Here is a 17,116-nt window from a genome sequence, read left to right on the forward strand (position 1 = left end):
CGAGTGGATCGTGGTCGTCCTTTCGGACAGGCCGTGGCATGGCCCGGTCCCTTCCCACCGGTGAACCATCAACCTGAACAGTTGCACGGGGCTGTTCGAAGCAGACCCCGCACCACAGGAAGAGGCGTGGACATGATAGCCCAGAACTATGTCGGCTGCGACATCTCCAAGCAGTGGCTCGACTTTTTTGATGAGACAAGCGGCCGTCTTCGGCGCATCGACAACCAGGCCGATGCGATCGCCGCCTATGTGGCAGGCCTTGATCCCAGTCGGGACTTCGTCGTCATGGAGGCGACAGGTGTCCATGACCGGCTGCTGCGCCATGCGCTGGCCAAGGCCGGCGTGCCGTTCTCGCGGCACAACCCGGCGCACACCCACCACTATTCGAAGTCGACGCGCCGGCGCGCCAAGACCGATCCTCTCGATGCCAGGATGCTGAGCGACTATGGCCGTCGCTATAACCCTGAGGCCGAGCCGGCGCCGAGCGAAGAAGTCGAGCGGCTTCAATCGCTTGCCGGCCACCGCGATCATTTGGTCGAGATGCGGGCAGCGCTGAAGAAGCACCTCGCCGAGGCTTTCGAGGAGGCCGTCATTGCCGATCTGGAAGAGACGATCGCCTTCCTCGACACGCGTATCAAGGCGTTCGAGAGCCAGATTGCCGAAGTCATTCGTCAAAACCAGGACACCGCTCGCGACCATGCGCTGATGGTCTCCGTGCCCGGTGTCTCCAATGTCGGCGCGCTCTCTTTGCTGGCGCTCCTGCCCGAGCTCGGCCAGCGCTCACCCAAGGCGATCGCCGCGCTCGCCGGCCTTGCCCCGTTCGACAACAAGAGCGGCAAGCTCAGCCGCAGGAGCCAGATCCAGGGCGGGCGATCACGCGTGCGTCGCGCCCTCTATATGGCTGCCCTCACCGCCATCAGAACCTGTGAGCGCTTCAAGACCTTCTATACCGCACTTGCTGCCCGCTCAGGGTCCAAGAAACTCGCCATCATCGCCGTCGCAAGGAAGCTCCTGGTCGTCCTCAACGCCATCATGCGCGACAAAACCGCATTCGCGTGAACACAGTTGCCATGCCGTGAAATAGAAGAGATGCTGCGGTGCAGGCCGATCTTTCGGCGGGGGTAGATAAGGGTTCTATTCTCTACCGTTGCACCTCTCACGAAGGTAACGGCATGGATTCTAGGGTCTACGCGCCGCTTCGCGTCGCTCCGCCCTAGAATGACGAAGTCGTTGGATTGGCGCTCCCTTTCAAAGATACCAAAGCGGACTCTCCGGCCTAGAATGACGACAGCGGATGCGGCGCCCTTCCACAATCGCGGCAGCCTGAACGAAAATCCTCCTGTCACCGGATTTCAGCAAATCCATGCTTCAAATCGCCGGCGAATTGAAACTCGAGTTTCGTGCCCAGCCCTCTTAGTATAGTAATCTTATCAACATTGGGAGTGAGAGAACGATGCGCAACCTTCTGAAAACCGTTCCGGCGATCGTTCGTGGCCTGCGGCCGAGGCCGCCCGCGGCGCTCGCCGCGCGCTGATCGCCCCGTTTCGGCTCGCAACCATGGTTGGACGCGGCAACTCCATCATCATTGTCGGCGGCGGCGCCAGCGGCGTTGTGCTGGCCGTGCATTTGCTGATGTCACCAAACCCCGATCTGCGCGTCACGCTGATCGAGAAGCGGCCGCATTTCGGCCAGGGCATGGCCTATTCCACTCTCCTGTCGGCGCATGTGCTCAACGTGAAAGCCTCCGGGATGAGCGCCTATGCCGACGACCCCACCCATTTCGCACGCTGGGTGCTGGAGCGCGGCTTCGCCAAGCCCGACCAGGGGCCATTCTATGCGCCGCGCAGCCTCTATGCGAGCTATCTGAGGGAACTGCTCGACGATCTGATGGAACGTGAGCGCGAGACCGGCCGGTTGCGGCTGATTGCCGAGGAGAGCCTGTCGATCTCGCCGACGTCGGCTGGTGTCGAAGTGGTGCTCGCCAACGGCACCAGCGTCGTTGGCCATCTGGCCGTGCTTGCCACCGGCCATGACGAGCAGCCCGGCGCCTTCCAGGGCCACGCCATCCGCATGGGAACGGAGGCCGACACCGCGCTCGATCCGCAAGCCGGTGTCTTGCTGCTCGGCACGGGCCTCAGCATGGTCGACGCCTTCCTGTCGCTGGAACAGCGCGGTCATCGCGGCCCGATCGTCGCGGTATCGCGGCGCGGCCTGCTGCCGTCGCCGCATCGCAAGGGCAACCCGATCAAGCTCGACATCGCCGATATCCCGCTCGGCACCGAGCTTTCCTATTTCGTCGGCTGGTTCCGCAACCTGATCCGCGAGACCCAGAAGGCCGGCGGCGACTGGCGCGACGTGGTCGACGGGTTGCGGCCTTTCAACCAAACGATCTGGCAGAACTGGCCGTCCTCGGCCAAGCGCCGCTTCGTCGAGCATACCAAGGCCTGGTGGGACATCCACCGCCACCGCATGGCGCCGGAAGTCTACGCGCGCGTCACCGAGGCGGTCGGGTCGGGCCGCATCCGCCTCGTCGCCGGCAGGGTGGTGAATGTCGAGGCGAACGGCAGCTTCACCGTGAAAATCCAGCCGCGCGGCACACAGGATGTCGAGACCCTGCAGGTCGCCCGTCTTTATGATTGCATGGGCATCGCCCGCGATATTTCGAGGACGTCGAACGGCGTCGTCCGCTCGCTGATCGAGCGCGGCGTAGCGCGGCCGGATCCGCTGCGCCTCGGACTCGACGTCACCGCGAAATGCGAGCTGATCGCGGCCGACGGCACGGTGTCGTCGAAGCTGCTCGCAGTCGGGCCGCTGACGCGCGGCACCTTCTTCGAGATCGACGCCATTCCCGACATTCGCGTGCAGTGCGCGAAGCTGAGCAAGCAGCTGCTGGGGTGACATTTTTGTTGAGGTCGGCACTCTACGGCGCCCCCTCTGGCCTGCCGGCCATCTCCTCCACAAGTGGGGAGATTGGCTGTCGCGTAGGCTTTCGCCAATCGCCGACATTGCAGAAGAAGGCGCTGCGGCGGAGCTGCTGATCTCCCCCCAAGTGGGGGAGATGTCCGGCAGGACAGAGGGGGGCGCTGTCCCGCCAACTGCACCAGCAGAGGCGATAGAGCGCCCTCCGTGAAATTCCATTCCTCCACTCGCCGCCGGATTGGCACGATCTATCTTCTTTCCGGATGAAAAGGGCTGGAAAAGACAGGGCGCGCGCTCCGCCAAGCCGGAATGGATTCCGGCGGCTTGATGCGCGAGATTGCCGACATCCGCCTCGAACTGCTTCGATGGAGCACTCAAGATGAGCGAGCAGACAAAAGCGCCCGGCGGCGCGGACACCAACCTGTCGAGGCTTCGCCCGCCTTACGCTTCGGTGCTCGACCTGATCGGCCAGACGCCGATCGTCGAGCTGACCAAATTCGACATCGGCAAATGCCGGCTGTTCATCAAGCTCGAAAGCCAGAACCCCGGCGGCTCGATCAAGGACCGCATCGCTTTGTCGATGATCGCAGCGGCCGAGAAGTCGGGCGCGCTGAAGCGCGGGGGCACGATCGTCGAGGCCACGGCAGGCAACACCGGCCTCGGCCTCGCCCAGGTCGGCATTCCGAAAGGCTATCGCATCATCCTGGTCGTGCCCGACAAGATGTCGCGCGAGAAGATCCAGCATCTGCGGGCTTTGGGCGCCGAGGTGCGCATGACGCGCTCCGATGTCGGCAAGGGCCACCCCGAATATTACCAGGACATGGCCGAGAAGATCGCTTCCGAGCTGCCCGGCGCGTTCTATGCCAACCAGTTCGCCAACCCGGCCAATCCGCTGGCGCATGAGACGACGACTGGCCCGGAAATCTTTTGGCAGCTCGACGGCGATGTCGACGCGGTGGTGGTCGGTGTCGGCTCCGGCGGCACGCTCACTGGCCTTGGCCGCTTTTTCGCGAAACATTCACCGAAGACCGAGATGGTGCTCGCAGATCCGGTCGGCTCCGTGCTGGCGCCGCTGATCAAGACCGGCAAGATGGAGGAGGCGGGCAGCTGGACGGTCGAGGGCATCGGCGAGGATTTCGTGCCGCCCAATGCCGATCTCTCGCTGGTGAAAAAGGCCTATTCCATCCCCGACAAGCAGAGCATGCTGGCGGTGCGCGATCTCTTGTCCAAGGAAGGCATCCTCGCCGGTTCGTCCTCGGGCACGCTGTTGTCGGCAGCGCTTCGCTATTGCCGCGAGCAGACGGCGCCCAAGCGCGTCGTGACCTTCGTCTGCGACAGCGGCAACAAGTACCTGTCGAAAGTCTTCGACGATTTCTGGCTGGCCGAGCAGGGCCTTGCCGAGCAGGAGCAGCATGGCGATCTGCGCGACCTCGTCATGCGTTCGCACCGTACCGGCGACACCGTCTGGGTCGGGCCGGAGGAAAGCCTGCTCAACGCATATGGCCGCATGCGCCGTTCCGACGTCTCGCAATTGCCGGTGCTGGATCAGGGCAGGCTGGTCGGCATCGTCGACGAGAGCGACATCCTGGCCAAGGTCGACGGCCCCTATGACGGCCGCTGGGACCGCTTCAACGCGCCGGTGCGCACGGCCATGACGTCGAACCTGCACACGCTGCAGGCCAACCAGACACTGGACGCGCTGCTGCCTGTCTTCGACCGCAACGAGGTCGCCATCGTCTTCGATGGCGAGGAGTTCATTGGCCTGATAACCCGTATCGACCTGATCAACCATCTGAGGCGCCGCGCAAAATGACTTCAAACGGCAAGAACCGCCTGGCCTTTTCCACCCGCACCATCCATGGCGGCCAGAGCCACGACCCGACGACCGGCGCGGTGATGGTGCCGATCTACGCCACCTCCACCTATGGCCAGCAGTCGCCCGGCGTGCACAAGGGATTTGAGTACGCGCGCAGCCAGAACCCGACGCGCTTCGCCTTCGAGCGCGCGGTCGCCGACCTTGAAAGCGGCACGAAAGCCTTCGCCTTCGCCTCCGGCCTAGCGGCGATCTCGACGGTGCTGGAGCTGCTCGATTCCGGCGCCCATATCGTCGCCACCGACGACATCTATGGCGGCTCGTTCCGGCTGATGGAGCGGGTGCGCAAACGTTCCGCGGGCTTGCAGGTCAGCTTCGCCGATTTCACCGACCTGGCCGCGGTCGAAGCCGCGATCCGGCCGGACACGAAGCTGCTCTGGGTCGAGACGCCGACCAACCCGCTGCTGCGCATCGTCGACCTCGAAGCTCTCGCGGCGCTTGCAAAGCGTAAGGGTCTGCTTACCGTTGCCGACAATACTTTTTGCAGCCCCTATATCCAGCGCCCGCTGGAGCTCGGCATCGACATCGTCGTGCATTCAACGACGAAATATTTGAACGGCCATTCCGACATGGTCGGCGGCGTGGCGGTCGTCGGCGACAACAAGGAACTCGCCGACCAGCTGAAATTCCTGCAGAACGCCATCGGCGCCATCTCCGGCCCCTTCGACAGTTTTTTGGCCCTGCGCGGCATCAAGACTTTGGCGCTGAGGATGGAGCGCCACTCGGCCAATGGCCTGAAAATAGCGCAATGGCTGGAAACGCGAAAAGATGTCCGCCGGGTCATCTATCCAGGCCTCGCCAGCCACCCGCAGCATTCCATCGCCGTCCAGCAGATGCACGCCTTCGGCGGTATGATCTCGGTCGACCTCGACCGCGACCTGGCGGGAACGAAACGCTTCCTCGAACGCACCCAGCTTTTCACGCTGGCCGAAAGCCTGGGCGGCGTCGAAAGCCTGATCGAGCACCCGGCGCTGATGACGCATGGCTCGATCCCGGCGGAGAAACGCGGCGCCATCGGGATTACCGATTCGCTGGTGCGGCTCTCCTGCGGCATCGAGGACGGCGATGATCTGGTCGCCGATCTGGAGCAGGCGCTGGCGCACTGAGCAATTCCAGGAAAAGTGTGAGCGGTTAGGCTCGGCATCTTCGCCGTAGCCTTCCGCCCGGGAATTGCGACAAGCAAGACAAACAAAAAGATAGAGCGCTTCGCCGTTTCCATGAAACGGTGAAACGCTTTAAGCGCAACTGAGTGCACTTTGCGATTTCAGAACGTATCATAGAAGCGCCCGCCGATTGGCCGGCGGCGCCGGGATAGGAACTGATGACACAAGGACGCGGCAGTGGCGAAAAATCGGCGGCTACGCGTGCCGTCCGCGCGGCCGACAGCGTCGAGCGTGTCTATGCCCGGATCAAGGACTTCGCGATCGACTATCGTTTCCGGCCGGGCGAGCGGATCAACGAGGTCGAGCTCGCCGCCGAGCTGGCGGTCAGTCGCACGCCGGTGCGCGCCGCGCTCAATCGGCTGGAGCGCGATGGTTTTGTCACCTCCGTGCCGAACAAGGGCTTTTTCGCCCGCGAGCTGACGCCGGAGGCGGTGCGCGATCTCTACGAGCTTCGCGCGGCGATCGAGCGTGCCGCCTTCGTGCTTGCCTGCGAGCGGGCGAGCGATGCCGAGATCGAGGCGGCAGCCGGGACCTGGACAAGACACAGCAGCCCGGAAGACGAGGGCTCATGGGCGAAGATTGCCGTCGCCGACGAGAGCTTCCACATGGGCCTGACGCGATTGTCGAAGAATGCGCAGATGATAAGCGCGCTCGAAGGTCTCTGCTCGCGTATCCGGTTCTTCAGATGCATTGATCTCGAGTCTTCGTCGCGTCGCGAACGCACCTATCGGGAGCATGACGCGATCATTCGCGCCCTGCGCCGCCGCGACGCCGCGGGCGGAGCGAGCCTGCTCGAAAAGCACATCACGCTGAGCTCCGCGCACGCCATCGAAGTGGCCGCGCGCGGCCTGGCGCGGCTTTTCCCGGAGACCGCGGCGTAGAGCTTTCGCCGAAAACCTCAACGCCACGATCCGCCGGCATCTCAAAAGACGGCTATTTTGCAGGCTGCCCCTTGTGGATCTCGCGATAGATTCTAAAGTGTACTCACTTTGCGATCTCCGGAGGCGTAATGCGCGTGATCGTATTGGGTGGCGGCGTCGTCGGCGTCACCACCGCCTACCAGCTGCAGAAGGACGGGCACGAGGTCGTCATCCTCGAGCGCCAGCAACAGGTCGCGGCTGAGACCAGCTGGGGCAATGCCGGCATGATCGCGCCGGGGCATTCCTTCGTCTGGTCCTCGCCCAGGGCGCCGATGATCCTGCTGAAATCGCTGGTGCTGAAGGATCAGGCGCTGCGCTTCAGGCTTTCGGCCGATCCGAGGCTCTACAGCTGGTCGTGGCTGTTCCTGACGGAATGCACGGCCGAGAAGGCCAGGCGCAACACGCTGCTCAAGCACCGGCTCGCCGTCTATTCGCAATCGGTGCTGCAAGAAGTGGTCGCCGACGAGGCGATCGACTACGACCGCAACGATCGCGGCATCCTTTATTTCTATCGCAGCCAGCAGGCGCTCGACAAAGGCGTCGAGCATATGCGGCTGCTGGAATCCGACGGCCAACTGATCAAGGTGCTCGACCGCGACGCCATCGTCGCGCTCGATCCCTCGCTGGCGTCGGCCAGGGAAAAGATCGCCGGCGGCATTCATTGCCCGACCGACGAGACCGGCGACCCGGCGAAATTCACCCGGGCGCTGGCCGCCAAGGTGGTCGGTCGCGGCGGCGAGATTCGCACCGGCACCACAATCACCGGCATCGAGACGTCGGGCGACGGCGTCGCGCAGGTGATGACGGACAAGGGCGCGGTCAAGGGCGACGCCTATGTGTTGGCGCTCGGCTCCTACAGCCCGCTGATCGCCAGGACGATCGGGCTAAGCCTGCCGATCTATCCGGTCAAGGGCTATTCGCTGACCATCCCGATCGGCAACCGCCCGGCGCCGCCGACCATCGCCGCGATCGACGAGCACAATCTGGTCGCCGTCTCGCGCTTCGGCGACCGGCTGCGCGTCACCGCCACCGCCGAATTCGCCGGCTACGACACCAGCCACAAGCCGGCCGATTTCGCCTTCATGAAGGGCGTGACCGAGGAGCTTTATCCGGAAGGCGCCGATTACGACCGCGCCGAGATGTGGGCGGGCCTCAGGCCGATGACGCCGAACAACCTGCCCGAATTCGGGCAGCGGCGCCTACGCAACCTCTACCTCAACACCGGGCACGGCCATATCGGCTGGACCATGTCGCACGGCTCGGCCCGCATCACCGCCGACCTGATCGCCGGCCGCAAGCCGGCCATTTCGATGGATGGACTTTTGAACTGAACGCATGATCCCCGACGGGATCCTCCAGGAAAGGGAATGCCATGTCTGTCAGCGCGGCCGCTACCCGCCCGCAATCTTCTGGACCGGTGGACCTTGGCGTCCTTCCATCGGAGATCGATGGCGGGCTCGCCTCGCGCGCGGCGATCGGCCTGGCGATCCTTGCCACCGATCAGACGCTGGAGCACGAGTTCCGCGCGCTGGTCCGGATTCCGGGCGTCGCCTTCTACGAGGCGCGCCTGTTCAACGACAATGACATCACGCCGGACACTTTGCGCGCCATCGGCCCGCGCATCGCCCCCACCGTCGATCTCATCCTGCCCAGCATCCCGCTCGACGTCGTCGGCTTCGGCTGCACTTCGGCCACCGTGACGCTTGGCGAGGAAGCCGTCTTCGCCGAAATCCGCAAGGCGCGGCCGGGCGTCGCCTGCACCACGCCGGTCACCGGCGCGCTGGCCGCCTTCAAGGCGCTGGGCGCGAAGGGCATCGGCCTGCTCACCCCTTACGCGCCCGAGATCAACCAGGGCCTGGTGCGCTACTTCACCGGCCGCGGCCTCGACATCGCGGCCGTCGCGACCTTCGACCGCCGCGACGACCGCGAGGCGGCCCGCATCTCGCTCGCCTCGATCGAGGCTGCCGCCGAGCGCATGACTGAAGTGCCCGGCGTCGATGCGATCTTCATCTCCTGCACCAGCCTGCGCGTCGCCGAGGCGGTCGCCGACCTGGAGCGGCGCATCGGCATTCCCGTCACCTCCTCCAACCACGCCATGGCCTGGCATTGCCTGCGCCTCGCCGGCATCGACGACGTGGTGCCGGCGGGTGGCAGGCTGTTCGCGCTGCCTGCACGCTGATCAGCGCGGCGAACTTTTCAGGCGATAGGAAAGCGCATCCGGCATCCAATCGCATAGGGCGCTCCCCTCTCCGTCTCGGCTTCGCCGAGCCACCTCTCCCCGCCTCTGGCGGGGCGAGGAACCCAGGCTTGCGAAGGCCGTGGCTTTGGCGATTGGCATTTCCTCGCCCCCACAAAGTGGGGGGTCCGAAGGACGGGCGAGACCCGTGGCTCGCCCCGGCACGGTGGATCGGCGCGCAGCGCCGAGACGGAGAGGGGCCAGCGCTGCCATGGGCGATTGATCTCAGGCAGCCGCAGACGTCACTTGCTCTCCCATGGCTGTGGGGCGTTCATGAGCCTGGATAGCTTCTCATTGGATTTGGCCGGCGCATCGAGAAGCGCCCGGAACTCCGCATGGACCTTCGGCGGAACCTTGATGCGGTTCTCGAGTGTCTCACCAAACGGAGGCGCGTCTGTGCGGTCGTTCTTCATGACTTCAACATAGCACATCGTCGCCCATTAACGGAATCGGAAGGAGATGTTTAACGCTTCCTCTCTATCTCCCGCCCCGGGTGGCGCAGACAGAGCGAGCATGATGAACGACAGCCCCGAAAAGCGAAACGAATGGCGTGCCATCTTCTACGTTCAGGCCCGCATCGCCATCCTGTTTGTGCCGGTTGTGCTTAGCCTGCTGCTCATCGGCATTTTTGCCGGCAACGAGCGCAAATCCGTGCCCGACGCCATCGACCCGACTGTGACGGGCTCGGTGCGGTAAAGCGCGGCCCGGAACGGCTGGACTCAAACAAACTTCGGGATCGGCCCGTTCTGGGGCGTCGTATCGCCCTCAAGGTCGACGAAAACCTCGTCGACGAAGCACCAGGCCCAGCCTTCCGGCGGGTCGTAGCCCTCGATGATCGGATGCTGCGTGGCACGGAAATGTATCGTCGCGTGGCGGTTGGGCGAGTCGTCGCAGCAGCCGACATGGCCGCAGGTGCGGCAGAGCCTGAGATGCACCCACCAGGATCCGCTCTTCAGGCATTCCTCGCAGCCCAGCGCGCTCGGCGTGACCTTTTTGATGTCCCTGGTGTGCCTGCATTCGTCCATCGCGGGTTCCTCGCCGGTTCGGGCTGATTTATTCGTTTGCGGGGGCGCCGTTCCGCGCCAGATAGGCATGTAGCGCCGCGACCACCTGCGCGCCTTCGCCGACGGCGGCTGCGACGCGCTTGGTCGAGCCGCAGCGCACGTCGCCAATGGCGAAGACGCCGCTGCGGCTGGTTTCCATCAGCCCGTGCCCCGGCGTCGTGTCCGGTCCGGTCCGCACAAAGCCCTTCCCATCCAGCGCCACATTGCAGTTCGCCAGCCAGTCGGTGTTCGGATCGGCGCCGATGAACAGGAAGAGGTGGTGGATGGCGCGCTCCGTCTCCTCGCCGGTCACCCGGTTGCGCCAGCGCAGCCGCTCGAGATTGCCGTCATGGCCTTCCAGCGCCACAACCTCGGTCTGCGTCAGCACCTCGATGTTGGGCTGCGCCTTGATGCGCTCGACCAGATAGCGCGACATGGTGGCATCGAGGCTGTCGCGGCGCGCCAGGAGCGTCACCTTGCGCACCTGGCTCGCCAGATAGACGGCCGCCTGTCCGGCCGAATTGCCGGCGCCGACCAGCGCCACCTCCTGGCTCTGGCAAAGCCTGGCCTCGATCGGCGAGGCCCAGTAATGCACCGAGGTGCCCTCGAACTGCGCCAGGTTGGCGATATCGAGGCGGCGGTAACGCGCGCCGCTGGCGATCACCACCGCGCGTGAGCGAACGCTCTCGCCATCGCCGATGGCAAGCCTGTAGCGGGCGCCGTCGCCGGCGTCGTCGAGCAGCTTCGCCTCGTCTGGGATCACCATCTCCACACCGAATTTCTGCGCCTGGTTGTAGGCGCGCGCCATCAGCGCCATGCCGGTGATGCCGGTCGGGAAGCCGAGATAGTTCTCGATTCGCGCCGAGGCACCGGCCTGTCCGCCGAAGGCGCGGCAGTCGAGCACGATGGTCGACAGTCCTTCCGAGGCCGCATAGACGGCCGCCGCCAGCCCCGCCGGCCCGGCGCCGACGATCGCCACGTCATAGAGCTTGTCGGCATCGATCGGCCGTAGCAGGCCGACGCAGCGGGCAAGCTCGTTCTCGCCCGGATTGTGCATCAGCTTGCCGTTCGGGCAGAGCACGATAGGCAGATGGTGCGGATCGACATGGAACCGCTCGATCAGCGTCTTGGCGCAAGGGTCGGTGTCGGAATCGAGCGCGCGATGAGGAAGCCCGCTGCGCCGCAGAAACCCTTGCAGCCGCAGTACGTCGCCATTGCCTGGAGGGCCGATCACCACCGGCCCGCTGGCGCCGCTTTCGAGCAGGCCGACGCGGCGCAGGATAAGCGCCCGCATCACGCGCTCGCCGAGATTGGCCTCCTGCACCATCAGGTCGCGCAGCCGCTGCGAGGGGATGACGATCGCCTCGACCGGCTCGACCGCCTCGGCATTGACCAGCGACGGCCGGTTCGACAGCTGCGCCAGCTCGCCGATGAAATTGCCGGCGCCATGGGTGACGATCGGCTCAGGCTGACCGAGCCCGCCGGCCTGGGTGATGTCGACCTTGCCCGACAGGATGAGGATCACGCCCGGCGAAATCTTGCCGGCCGTCACGATATGCTCGCCGGCGGCATAGGCGCGCGCCTCGCCGAAGCGCCGCATGCGCTCGATATCCGCCTCCGAGAGGATCGGGAACATCTGGTCGCGGCGGGCGGCGATGGTCGGGCTGACGGAAGGGGCCATGGCGCGACCGTAGCGTCATGGCCGCCGGGTTTGAAGCGGTTTGTTCGAGGACTGGCCGGAAGGGGAGGTTGGGGCGGCACCCTATGCGTCGTCATCCTCGGGCTTGACCCGAGGATCCATGCCGTGACCTTTGTCGGAGAACGCAGCAGAGCAGAATTCTGGAGCGCCGCGCCTCGACGTCACGGCATGGATCCCAGGGTCTCCGCGACGGAGCTTCGCTCCTGCTCCGCCCTGGGATGACGAAGTTCCGAGGTCAAAGGCTAATCTTGAACGTCGTGATCGCTGGCGGATAAGGCCGATCCCGTTGGTAGTCGGGAAAAGATGGTGCCCAGAAGAGGACTCGAACCTCCACTCCTTGCGGAACACGGACCTGAACCGTGCGCGTCTACCAATTCCGCCATCTGGGCTGGTGGGCGCTCATGTAAGCGGGCAAACGATATGTGTCAACGCGCTTTTTTCGTCGATGTCTGCGCTGCCCTCATCGCCTTCCTGCAACGCTGGCGATTGGCGAAACCGGCGGCGGGAGCTTCCCTCTCCCCGCCACTATACGGGGAGAGGATGCCGGCAGGCAGGTGAGGGGCGGCGCCGACGCTGGCCAAGTGGGGTTCCGGCTCTTCTCTGGAGACCGGACGAGATAATCGTCGAAGCCGGCGCTGCCCCTCATCCGCCTGCCGGCACCTTCTCCCCGTGAACGGGGAGAAGGAAGCTGCTTCTCACCCCTCCAGCACTTCCTTCTTCGCCACGGTGGAATCGGCGTTGAGCTTGTAGATCACCGGCACGCCGGTGCCGAGCTCGAGCTTGACGATCTCCTCGCCGCTCTTGCCGTCCAGCGCCATGATCAGCGCGCGCAGCGAATTGCCGTGCGCCGCCACCAGCACCGTCTCGCCGCGCAGCACATGCGGCTGCACCTCGTGCAGATAATAGGGCCACACGCGCGCGCCGGTGTCCTTCAGGCTTTCGCCGCCGGGCGGCGCGATGTCGTAGGAACGGCGCCAGATATGTACCTGCTCCTCCCCCCATTTCTTGCGCGCGTCGTCCTTGTTGAGGCCGGAAAGGTCGCCATAGTCGCGCTCGTTGAGCGCTTGGTCGCGGATCGTCTTGAGCTCGCTCTGGCCGACGACGTCGAGGATCAGCTGGCAGGTCTTCTGTGCCCGCTGCAGCGCCGACGTATAGGCGGTGTCGAATTTCAGGCCGCGCGCCTTGAGCTTTTCGCCGGCCGCGAGCGCCTCGGCGGTGCCCTGCTCGGTCAGGCCGACATCACGCCAGCCGGTGAACAGGTTCTTCAGGTTCCATTCGCTCTGGCCATGGCGCACGAGCACGAGAGTTCCCGACATGTTTGCTCCTTTTGAATTTTACGGAAGAGACGCCTCAGCTCAGGCCGAGCACGTCCCGCATGGAATAAAGCCCGGGCTTCTTGCCGCGCGCCCAGAGCGCCGCCTTGACCGCGCCGCGGGCGAAGATCGCGCGGTCCTCGGCATGGTGGGAGAGCGTGATGCGCTCGCCGGTGCCGGCAAGGATGACGCTGTGGTCGCCGACGACGGAGCCGCCGCGCAGAGTGGCGAAGCCGATCGAGCCTGCCTTGCGCACGCCGGTATGGCCGTCGCGCACCCGCACGCTGTTGTCGGCAAGGTCGATGCCGCGTCCCTTGGCCGCCGCCTCGCCGAGCAGCAGCGCCGTGCCGGACGGCGCGTCGACCTTGTGGCGGTGGTGCATTTCCAGGATCTCGATGTCGAAATCCTCCGGGTCGAGCGCCTTAGCGGCCTGCTCGACCAGCACCGCCAAAAGGTTGACGCCGAGGCTCATATTGCCGGATTTGACGATCGTGGCATGGCGCGCGGCGGCGGCGATCTTGGCATCGTCGTCGGCTGAGCAGCCGGTGGTGCCGATGACATGGACGATGCGCGCCTGCGCGGCATAGCCGGCGAATTCGACGCTCGCCGCCGGCGCCGTGAAATCGAGCACGCCGTCTGCCCTGGCGAAGGCCGGCAGCGGGTCGTCGACGATCGGCACGTTGATGATGCCGATGCCGGCAAGCTCGCCGGCGTCCTTTCCGAGATGGGGGGAGTCCGGCCGCTCGATCGCGGCGGCGACGCGTGCGCCGGGCATGGTGTGGATGGCGCGGATCAGCGTCTGGCCCATGCGGCCGGCGGCGCCCACCACGACCAGGCCCATATCGCCGGCTTCACTCATGCGCTTCTCCTGACGGTCTTCCTGGCGCGGCTGCGCGGCGCCGGAGTTTGGCCGGAAGTCTGGCTTGCCTTGGCGTCGTCGACAAGCCCCAGCCCCTTCTTGCCCTGGATCCGGTGGAAGCGGGCATAGATGCCGTGCGGGTCGGCCATCAGCGTCGCATGCGTGCCTTCCTCGACCAGCCTGCCCTCTTCCAGCACGATGATATGGTCGGCATTGACCACCGTCGACAGCCGGTGCGCGATGACGATCGTCGTGCGGCCTTCCATGACATGGGTCAGCGCCTCCTGGACACGCGCCTCGGCCTCGTTGTCGAGCGCCGAGGTCGCTTCGTCGAGCAGCAGGATCGGCGCCTGGCGCACGATGGCGCGCGCGATCGAGACGCGCTGGCGCTGGCCGCCGGAAAGCGTCGAGCCGCCTTCGCCGACCGGTGTGTCGTAGCCTTGCGGCTGCTGGCGGATGAACTCGTCGGCCGCCGCGAGTTTCGCCGCCTGCTCGATCTCGGCGTCGGTGGCCGACAGCCGGCCGAAGCGGATGTTGTCGCGGATCGTGCCCTCGAACAGATAAGGCGCCTGCGCCACATAGGCGATCGATTGGCGCAGCGAATGCTTGGTCACCTTGGCGATGTCCTGGCCGTCGACCTCGATCGAGCCCTTGTCGACGTTGTAGAAGCGCTGCAGCAGCGCCACCAGTGTCGACTTGCCGGCGCCCGACGCGCCGACGATGGCCGTCACCTTGCCGGCCGCGGCGGTAAAGCTCAGGTCCCGCAGCACCGGCGTGTCGGCATTGTAGCCGAACGTCACATTGTTGAAGCGCACCTCCCCGGTGGTGACCTTCGCCTCGACCGCGTCGGGCGCGTCGCCCTGCTTCGGCTCGAGGTCCAGCAGCTCGTAGATCATGCGCGCGTTGACCAGGGCGCGTTCCATGCCGACCTGCGTGCGCGCCAGGCGCCGCGCCGGGTCGTAGGCCAGGATCAGCGCGGTGATGAAGGAGAACACCGCGCCCGGTGGCTGCCCGAGCACCAGCGCCCGATAGCCGGAATAGGCAAGCACGGCGGTGACGGCGAGGCCGCCCAGGATTTCGGAAATCGGCGACAGCCGCTCCGCGACGCGGGCGATCTTGTTGTTACGCTGCTCGGCCGTGTCGGCCATGATGCCGATGCGGCGCGCCAGCTCGTCCTCCAGGGTGAAGGCCTTGACGATGGCGATGCCCTGCGTGGCCTCCTGCACCGACCCGTTCAGCCGCGAGTTGATCAGCACGGATTCGCGGTTGATCTTGCGCAGGCGGCGGGTGATGTAGACGACGGCCCAGATCAGCGGCGGCCCGATCAGCAGCGAGCTCAGCGACAGCACCGGATCCTGGTAGATCATCACGCCGACGAGCGCGACGAGCGAGACCGCGTCGCGGCTGATGGAGGTCAGCGTCAGCGACAGGAGATCGCGGATGCCGCCGACATTCTCGTTCACCTGAGCCGCCAGCCGGCCGGAACGGGTCTCGTTGAAGAAGTCGACGCCGAGCTTCATCAGATGGTCGAAGCTGCGCTTCTGGTAGCGGGCGACCAGATTGTTGCCGATCCTGGCCAGCGCGACCGCCTGGCCGTAGCCGGCGAAGCCGCGCAGCACGGAGGCGGCCATGAAACCGGCGCAGATCCAGACGATCATGTCGCTGCGCCGTTCGTAGAAGATCTGGTTGATCATCGGCGCCATGATCCACGCCGTGAAGGCGGTGGTGCCGGAAACAACCAGCAGGCAGGCGACGGCGACGACATAGGTCCACCGATATTCCTTGCCGTTTTCGGCCAGGATGCGGCGCAGCACCGCGCTGACCTCGGTGGGCTGGACTTTAAGTTTGAGCGAAGTTTGAACGGTCAAATCAGGGGCGCTTCGTGGGTTTTCGTCGGACAGGGCTGCCTCTCGGCACCCCTCTTAGCGCCCCGGCTACGGCTTGCCTATGGCGAAACTTCGTCGCGCCGGCCGATCGCCGGCCCGAATCCGGGCGCGATCAGGCGCGCCAGTGCCGCCCCGCCGTGTTGACGCCGAACAGCGACGGCGTCCTGGCATAGGCCGCAAGCCCGAGCAGCGCCGCCAGCGGATGGGTGATGACATAGACCGGCATTTCGCGCATCAGCGCGCTGTGCGGCGCCTTGTCCTCGAAGGCGGCGCGGAAATTGCCTTGCTTCAGCGCCGGCACGATCTTCTGCGCGATGCCGCCGGTGAGGAACACACCGCCCCGGCTCATGAACACCAGCGCCAGGTCACCCGCGGTGCGGCCGAGGCAGGTGACGAACAGTTCCAGCGCCTCCTCGGCGATCGGGTCGGATTTCGCAAGCGCCGCCGCGGTGATCTCGGCCGGCGTGGTGAAGGGCGCATGCCTAGCATCGGCCTTGGCCACGGCGCGATAGACATTGACCAGCCCGCGCCCGCACAGGATCTGCTCGCCGGAGATGCGGCCTTCGAGCTTGTCGATATGCGGGAACACCTCGAAGTCGCGCGGCGTGCGCGGGCCGATATCCATATGCCCGCCCTCGCCCGGCACCGGGATCCAGTGGTCGAGCGCATAGATCAGTCCGGCGACGCCAAGGCCGGTGCCGGGGCCGAGCACGACGCGGCTCGCATTGGGTTCCGGCGTGCCGCCGCCGACCTTTTCCATATGCTCCTCGCCGAGCGCCACGACCGCCAGCGCCTGCGCCTCGAAATCGTTGAGCACCACGACCTCGGTCAGGCCCAGATTGGCGATCATCTGCCGGGGCTTCACGACCCAGGGGCAGTTGGTGAGCGGAATCTCGTCGCCGTCGACCGGCCCGGCGATCGCCAGCACCGCCGAATTCGGCTGGATGGACGAGCGGTCGAGCACCGCCGCCTGGATCGCGTCGTCGATGGTCTTGAAATTCGCCGTCTGGACGATCTGCGGCTCGGTCGCCTCGGAATTAGCGTCGAGCACGATCGAGAAACGCGCATTGGTGCCGCCAATGTCGCCGATCAGGACCGGAAACCGCAGTCCCTTCTCGTCTTCGCCTGCCATGCTCTGATCGTCCTCGTTGCGGCGCGGCTGCGCCGTTTCAATCGATTGACTAGCGCATGACCCCGGAAAGGGG

The 17,116-nt window shown here is 65.5% G+C and carries 14 protein-coding genes and 1 tRNA gene; 8 read left to right on the plus strand and 7 right to left on the minus strand.

What is annotated here, in order from left to right; genetic code table 11:
* Nucleotides 1–132: 132 nt before the first annotated feature.
* The 8 genes from EJ068_RS15130 to EJ068_RS15170 all read left to right on the plus strand — a co-directional run bounded on the left by EJ068_RS15130 (nucleotide 133) and on the right by EJ068_RS15170 (nucleotide 9,807).
* The gene (locus EJ068_RS15130; RefSeq protein WP_129554534.1) at nucleotides 133–1,059 is read left to right on the plus strand and encodes an IS110 family transposase; all 927 of its coding nucleotides are present in this window, start codon (nucleotides 133–135) and stop codon (nucleotides 1,057–1,059) included.
* Between the two features lie 498 nt (nucleotides 1,060–1,557).
* A complete protein-coding gene (locus EJ068_RS15135; RefSeq protein WP_127253431.1) occupies nucleotides 1,558–2,898 on the plus strand; it encodes an FAD/NAD(P)-binding protein in 1,341 nt (446 codons plus the stop codon).
* 400 nt (nucleotides 2,899–3,298) lie between these two features.
* Complete coding sequence (locus EJ068_RS15145) at nucleotides 3,299–4,732, plus strand: pyridoxal-phosphate dependent enzyme (protein ID WP_127253432.1); 1,434 nt, start codon at nucleotides 3,299–3,301, stop codon at nucleotides 4,730–4,732.
* Nucleotides 4,729–5,898, plus strand: a complete 1,170-nt coding sequence (locus EJ068_RS15150; RefSeq protein ID WP_127253433.1) for a cystathionine gamma-synthase — start codon at nucleotides 4,729–4,731, stop codon at nucleotides 5,896–5,898. The genes EJ068_RS15145 and EJ068_RS15150 overlap by 4 nt, the downstream gene beginning before the upstream one ends.
* A 215-nt stretch (nucleotides 5,899–6,113) precedes the next feature.
* Nucleotides 6,114–6,836: a GntR family transcriptional regulator gene (locus EJ068_RS15155; RefSeq protein WP_127253434.1), complete on the plus strand. Its 723-nt coding sequence runs from the start codon at nucleotides 6,114–6,116 to the stop codon at nucleotides 6,834–6,836.
* 128 nt (nucleotides 6,837–6,964) lie between these two features.
* The gene (locus EJ068_RS15160; protein ID WP_128314840.1) at nucleotides 6,965–8,206 is read left to right on the plus strand and encodes a D-amino acid dehydrogenase; all 1,242 of its coding nucleotides are present in this window, start codon (nucleotides 6,965–6,967) and stop codon (nucleotides 8,204–8,206) included.
* A gap of 41 nt (nucleotides 8,207–8,247) precedes the next feature.
* Entirely contained in the window at nucleotides 8,248–9,054 is an 807-nt protein-coding gene (locus EJ068_RS15165; RefSeq protein WP_127253435.1) for an aspartate/glutamate racemase family protein, read from the plus strand.
* A gap of 570 nt (nucleotides 9,055–9,624) precedes the next feature.
* On the plus strand, nucleotides 9,625–9,807 hold the full coding sequence (locus tag EJ068_RS15170; RefSeq protein WP_126080320.1) for a hypothetical protein: 183 nt from the start codon (nucleotides 9,625–9,627) through the stop codon (nucleotides 9,805–9,807).
* A 23-nt stretch (nucleotides 9,808–9,830) separates the two neighbouring features.
* On the opposite strand, the gene EJ068_RS15175 is transcribed toward EJ068_RS15170, so the two are convergent.
* The 7 genes from EJ068_RS15175 to EJ068_RS15205 all read right to left on the minus strand — a co-directional run bounded on the left by EJ068_RS15175 (nucleotide 9,831) and on the right by EJ068_RS15205 (nucleotide 17,043).
* Entirely contained in the window at nucleotides 9,831–10,136 is a 306-nt protein-coding gene (locus EJ068_RS15175) for a UBP-type zinc finger domain-containing protein (protein WP_127253745.1), read from the minus strand.
* A 28-nt stretch (nucleotides 10,137–10,164) separates the two neighbouring features.
* Nucleotides 10,165–11,835 carry a cyclic nucleotide-binding domain-containing thioredoxin-disulfide reductase gene (locus tag EJ068_RS15180; RefSeq protein WP_127253746.1) on the minus strand — a complete coding sequence of 557 codons (1,671 nt, stop codon included), beginning with the start codon at nucleotides 11,833–11,835 and terminating at the stop codon, nucleotides 10,165–10,167.
* Between the two features lie 322 nt (nucleotides 11,836–12,157).
* Nucleotides 12,158–12,242 (minus strand) — tRNA-Leu (locus tag EJ068_RS15185).
* Between the two features lie 306 nt (nucleotides 12,243–12,548).
* The gene (locus EJ068_RS15190) at nucleotides 12,549–13,169 is read right to left on the minus strand and encodes a 2,3-bisphosphoglycerate-dependent phosphoglycerate mutase (protein ID WP_127253747.1); all 621 of its coding nucleotides are present in this window, start codon (nucleotides 13,167–13,169) and stop codon (nucleotides 12,549–12,551) included.
* A gap of 34 nt (nucleotides 13,170–13,203) precedes the next feature.
* A complete protein-coding gene (dapB, locus tag EJ068_RS15195; RefSeq protein WP_127386354.1) occupies nucleotides 13,204–14,025 on the minus strand; it encodes a 4-hydroxy-tetrahydrodipicolinate reductase in 822 nt (273 codons plus the stop codon).
* On the minus strand, nucleotides 14,022–15,893 hold the full coding sequence (locus tag EJ068_RS15200; protein ID WP_127253822.1) for an ABC transporter ATP-binding protein: 1,872 nt from the start codon (nucleotides 15,891–15,893) through the stop codon (nucleotides 14,022–14,024). The genes dapB and EJ068_RS15200 overlap by 4 nt, the downstream gene beginning before the upstream one ends.
* Before the next feature lie 130 nt (nucleotides 15,894–16,023).
* Entirely contained in the window at nucleotides 16,024–17,043 is a 1,020-nt protein-coding gene (locus tag EJ068_RS15205; protein WP_127386355.1) for a glucokinase, read from the minus strand.
* Between the last annotated feature and the right edge of the window lie 73 nt (nucleotides 17,044–17,116).

Source organism: Mesorhizobium sp. M2A.F.Ca.ET.043.02.1.1, from assembly GCF_003952405.1.
Taxonomy (GTDB): Bacteria; Pseudomonadota; Alphaproteobacteria; order Rhizobiales; family Rhizobiaceae; genus Mesorhizobium.

Excerpts from the sequence above, each read along its gene's own strand:
- EJ068_RS15130 (WP_129554534.1), top strand. The coding sequence starts at position 133 with ATGATAGCCCAGAACTATGTCGGCTGCGACATCTCCAAGCAGTGGCTC.
- EJ068_RS15135 (WP_127253431.1), top strand. The coding sequence starts at position 1,558 with ATGGTTGGACGCGGCAACTCCATCATCATTGTCGGCGGCGGCGCCAGC.
- EJ068_RS15145 (WP_127253432.1), top strand. The coding sequence starts at position 3,299 with ATGAGCGAGCAGACAAAAGCGCCCGGCGGCGCGGACACCAACCTGTCG.
- EJ068_RS15150 (WP_127253433.1), top strand. The coding sequence starts at position 4,729 with ATGACTTCAAACGGCAAGAACCGCCTGGCCTTTTCCACCCGCACCATC.
- EJ068_RS15155 (WP_127253434.1), top strand. The coding sequence starts at position 6,114 with ATGACACAAGGACGCGGCAGTGGCGAAAAATCGGCGGCTACGCGTGCC.
- EJ068_RS15160 (WP_128314840.1), top strand. The coding sequence starts at position 6,965 with ATGCGCGTGATCGTATTGGGTGGCGGCGTCGTCGGCGTCACCACCGCC.
- EJ068_RS15165 (WP_127253435.1), top strand. The coding sequence starts at position 8,248 with ATGTCTGTCAGCGCGGCCGCTACCCGCCCGCAATCTTCTGGACCGGTG.
- EJ068_RS15170 (WP_126080320.1), top strand. The coding sequence starts at position 9,625 with ATGATGAACGACAGCCCCGAAAAGCGAAACGAATGGCGTGCCATCTTC.
- EJ068_RS15175 (WP_127253745.1), bottom strand. The coding sequence starts at position 10,136 with ATGGACGAATGCAGGCACACCAGGGACATCAAAAAGGTCACGCCGAGC.
- EJ068_RS15180 (WP_127253746.1), bottom strand. The coding sequence starts at position 11,835 with ATGGCCCCTTCCGTCAGCCCGACCATCGCCGCCCGCCGCGACCAGATG.
- EJ068_RS15190 (WP_127253747.1), bottom strand. The coding sequence starts at position 13,169 with ATGTCGGGAACTCTCGTGCTCGTGCGCCATGGCCAGAGCGAATGGAAC.
- dapB (WP_127386354.1), bottom strand. The coding sequence starts at position 14,025 with ATGAGTGAAGCCGGCGATATGGGCCTGGTCGTGGTGGGCGCCGCCGGC.
- EJ068_RS15205 (WP_127386355.1), bottom strand. The coding sequence starts at position 17,043 with ATGGCAGGCGAAGACGAGAAGGGACTGCGGTTTCCGGTCCTGATCGGC.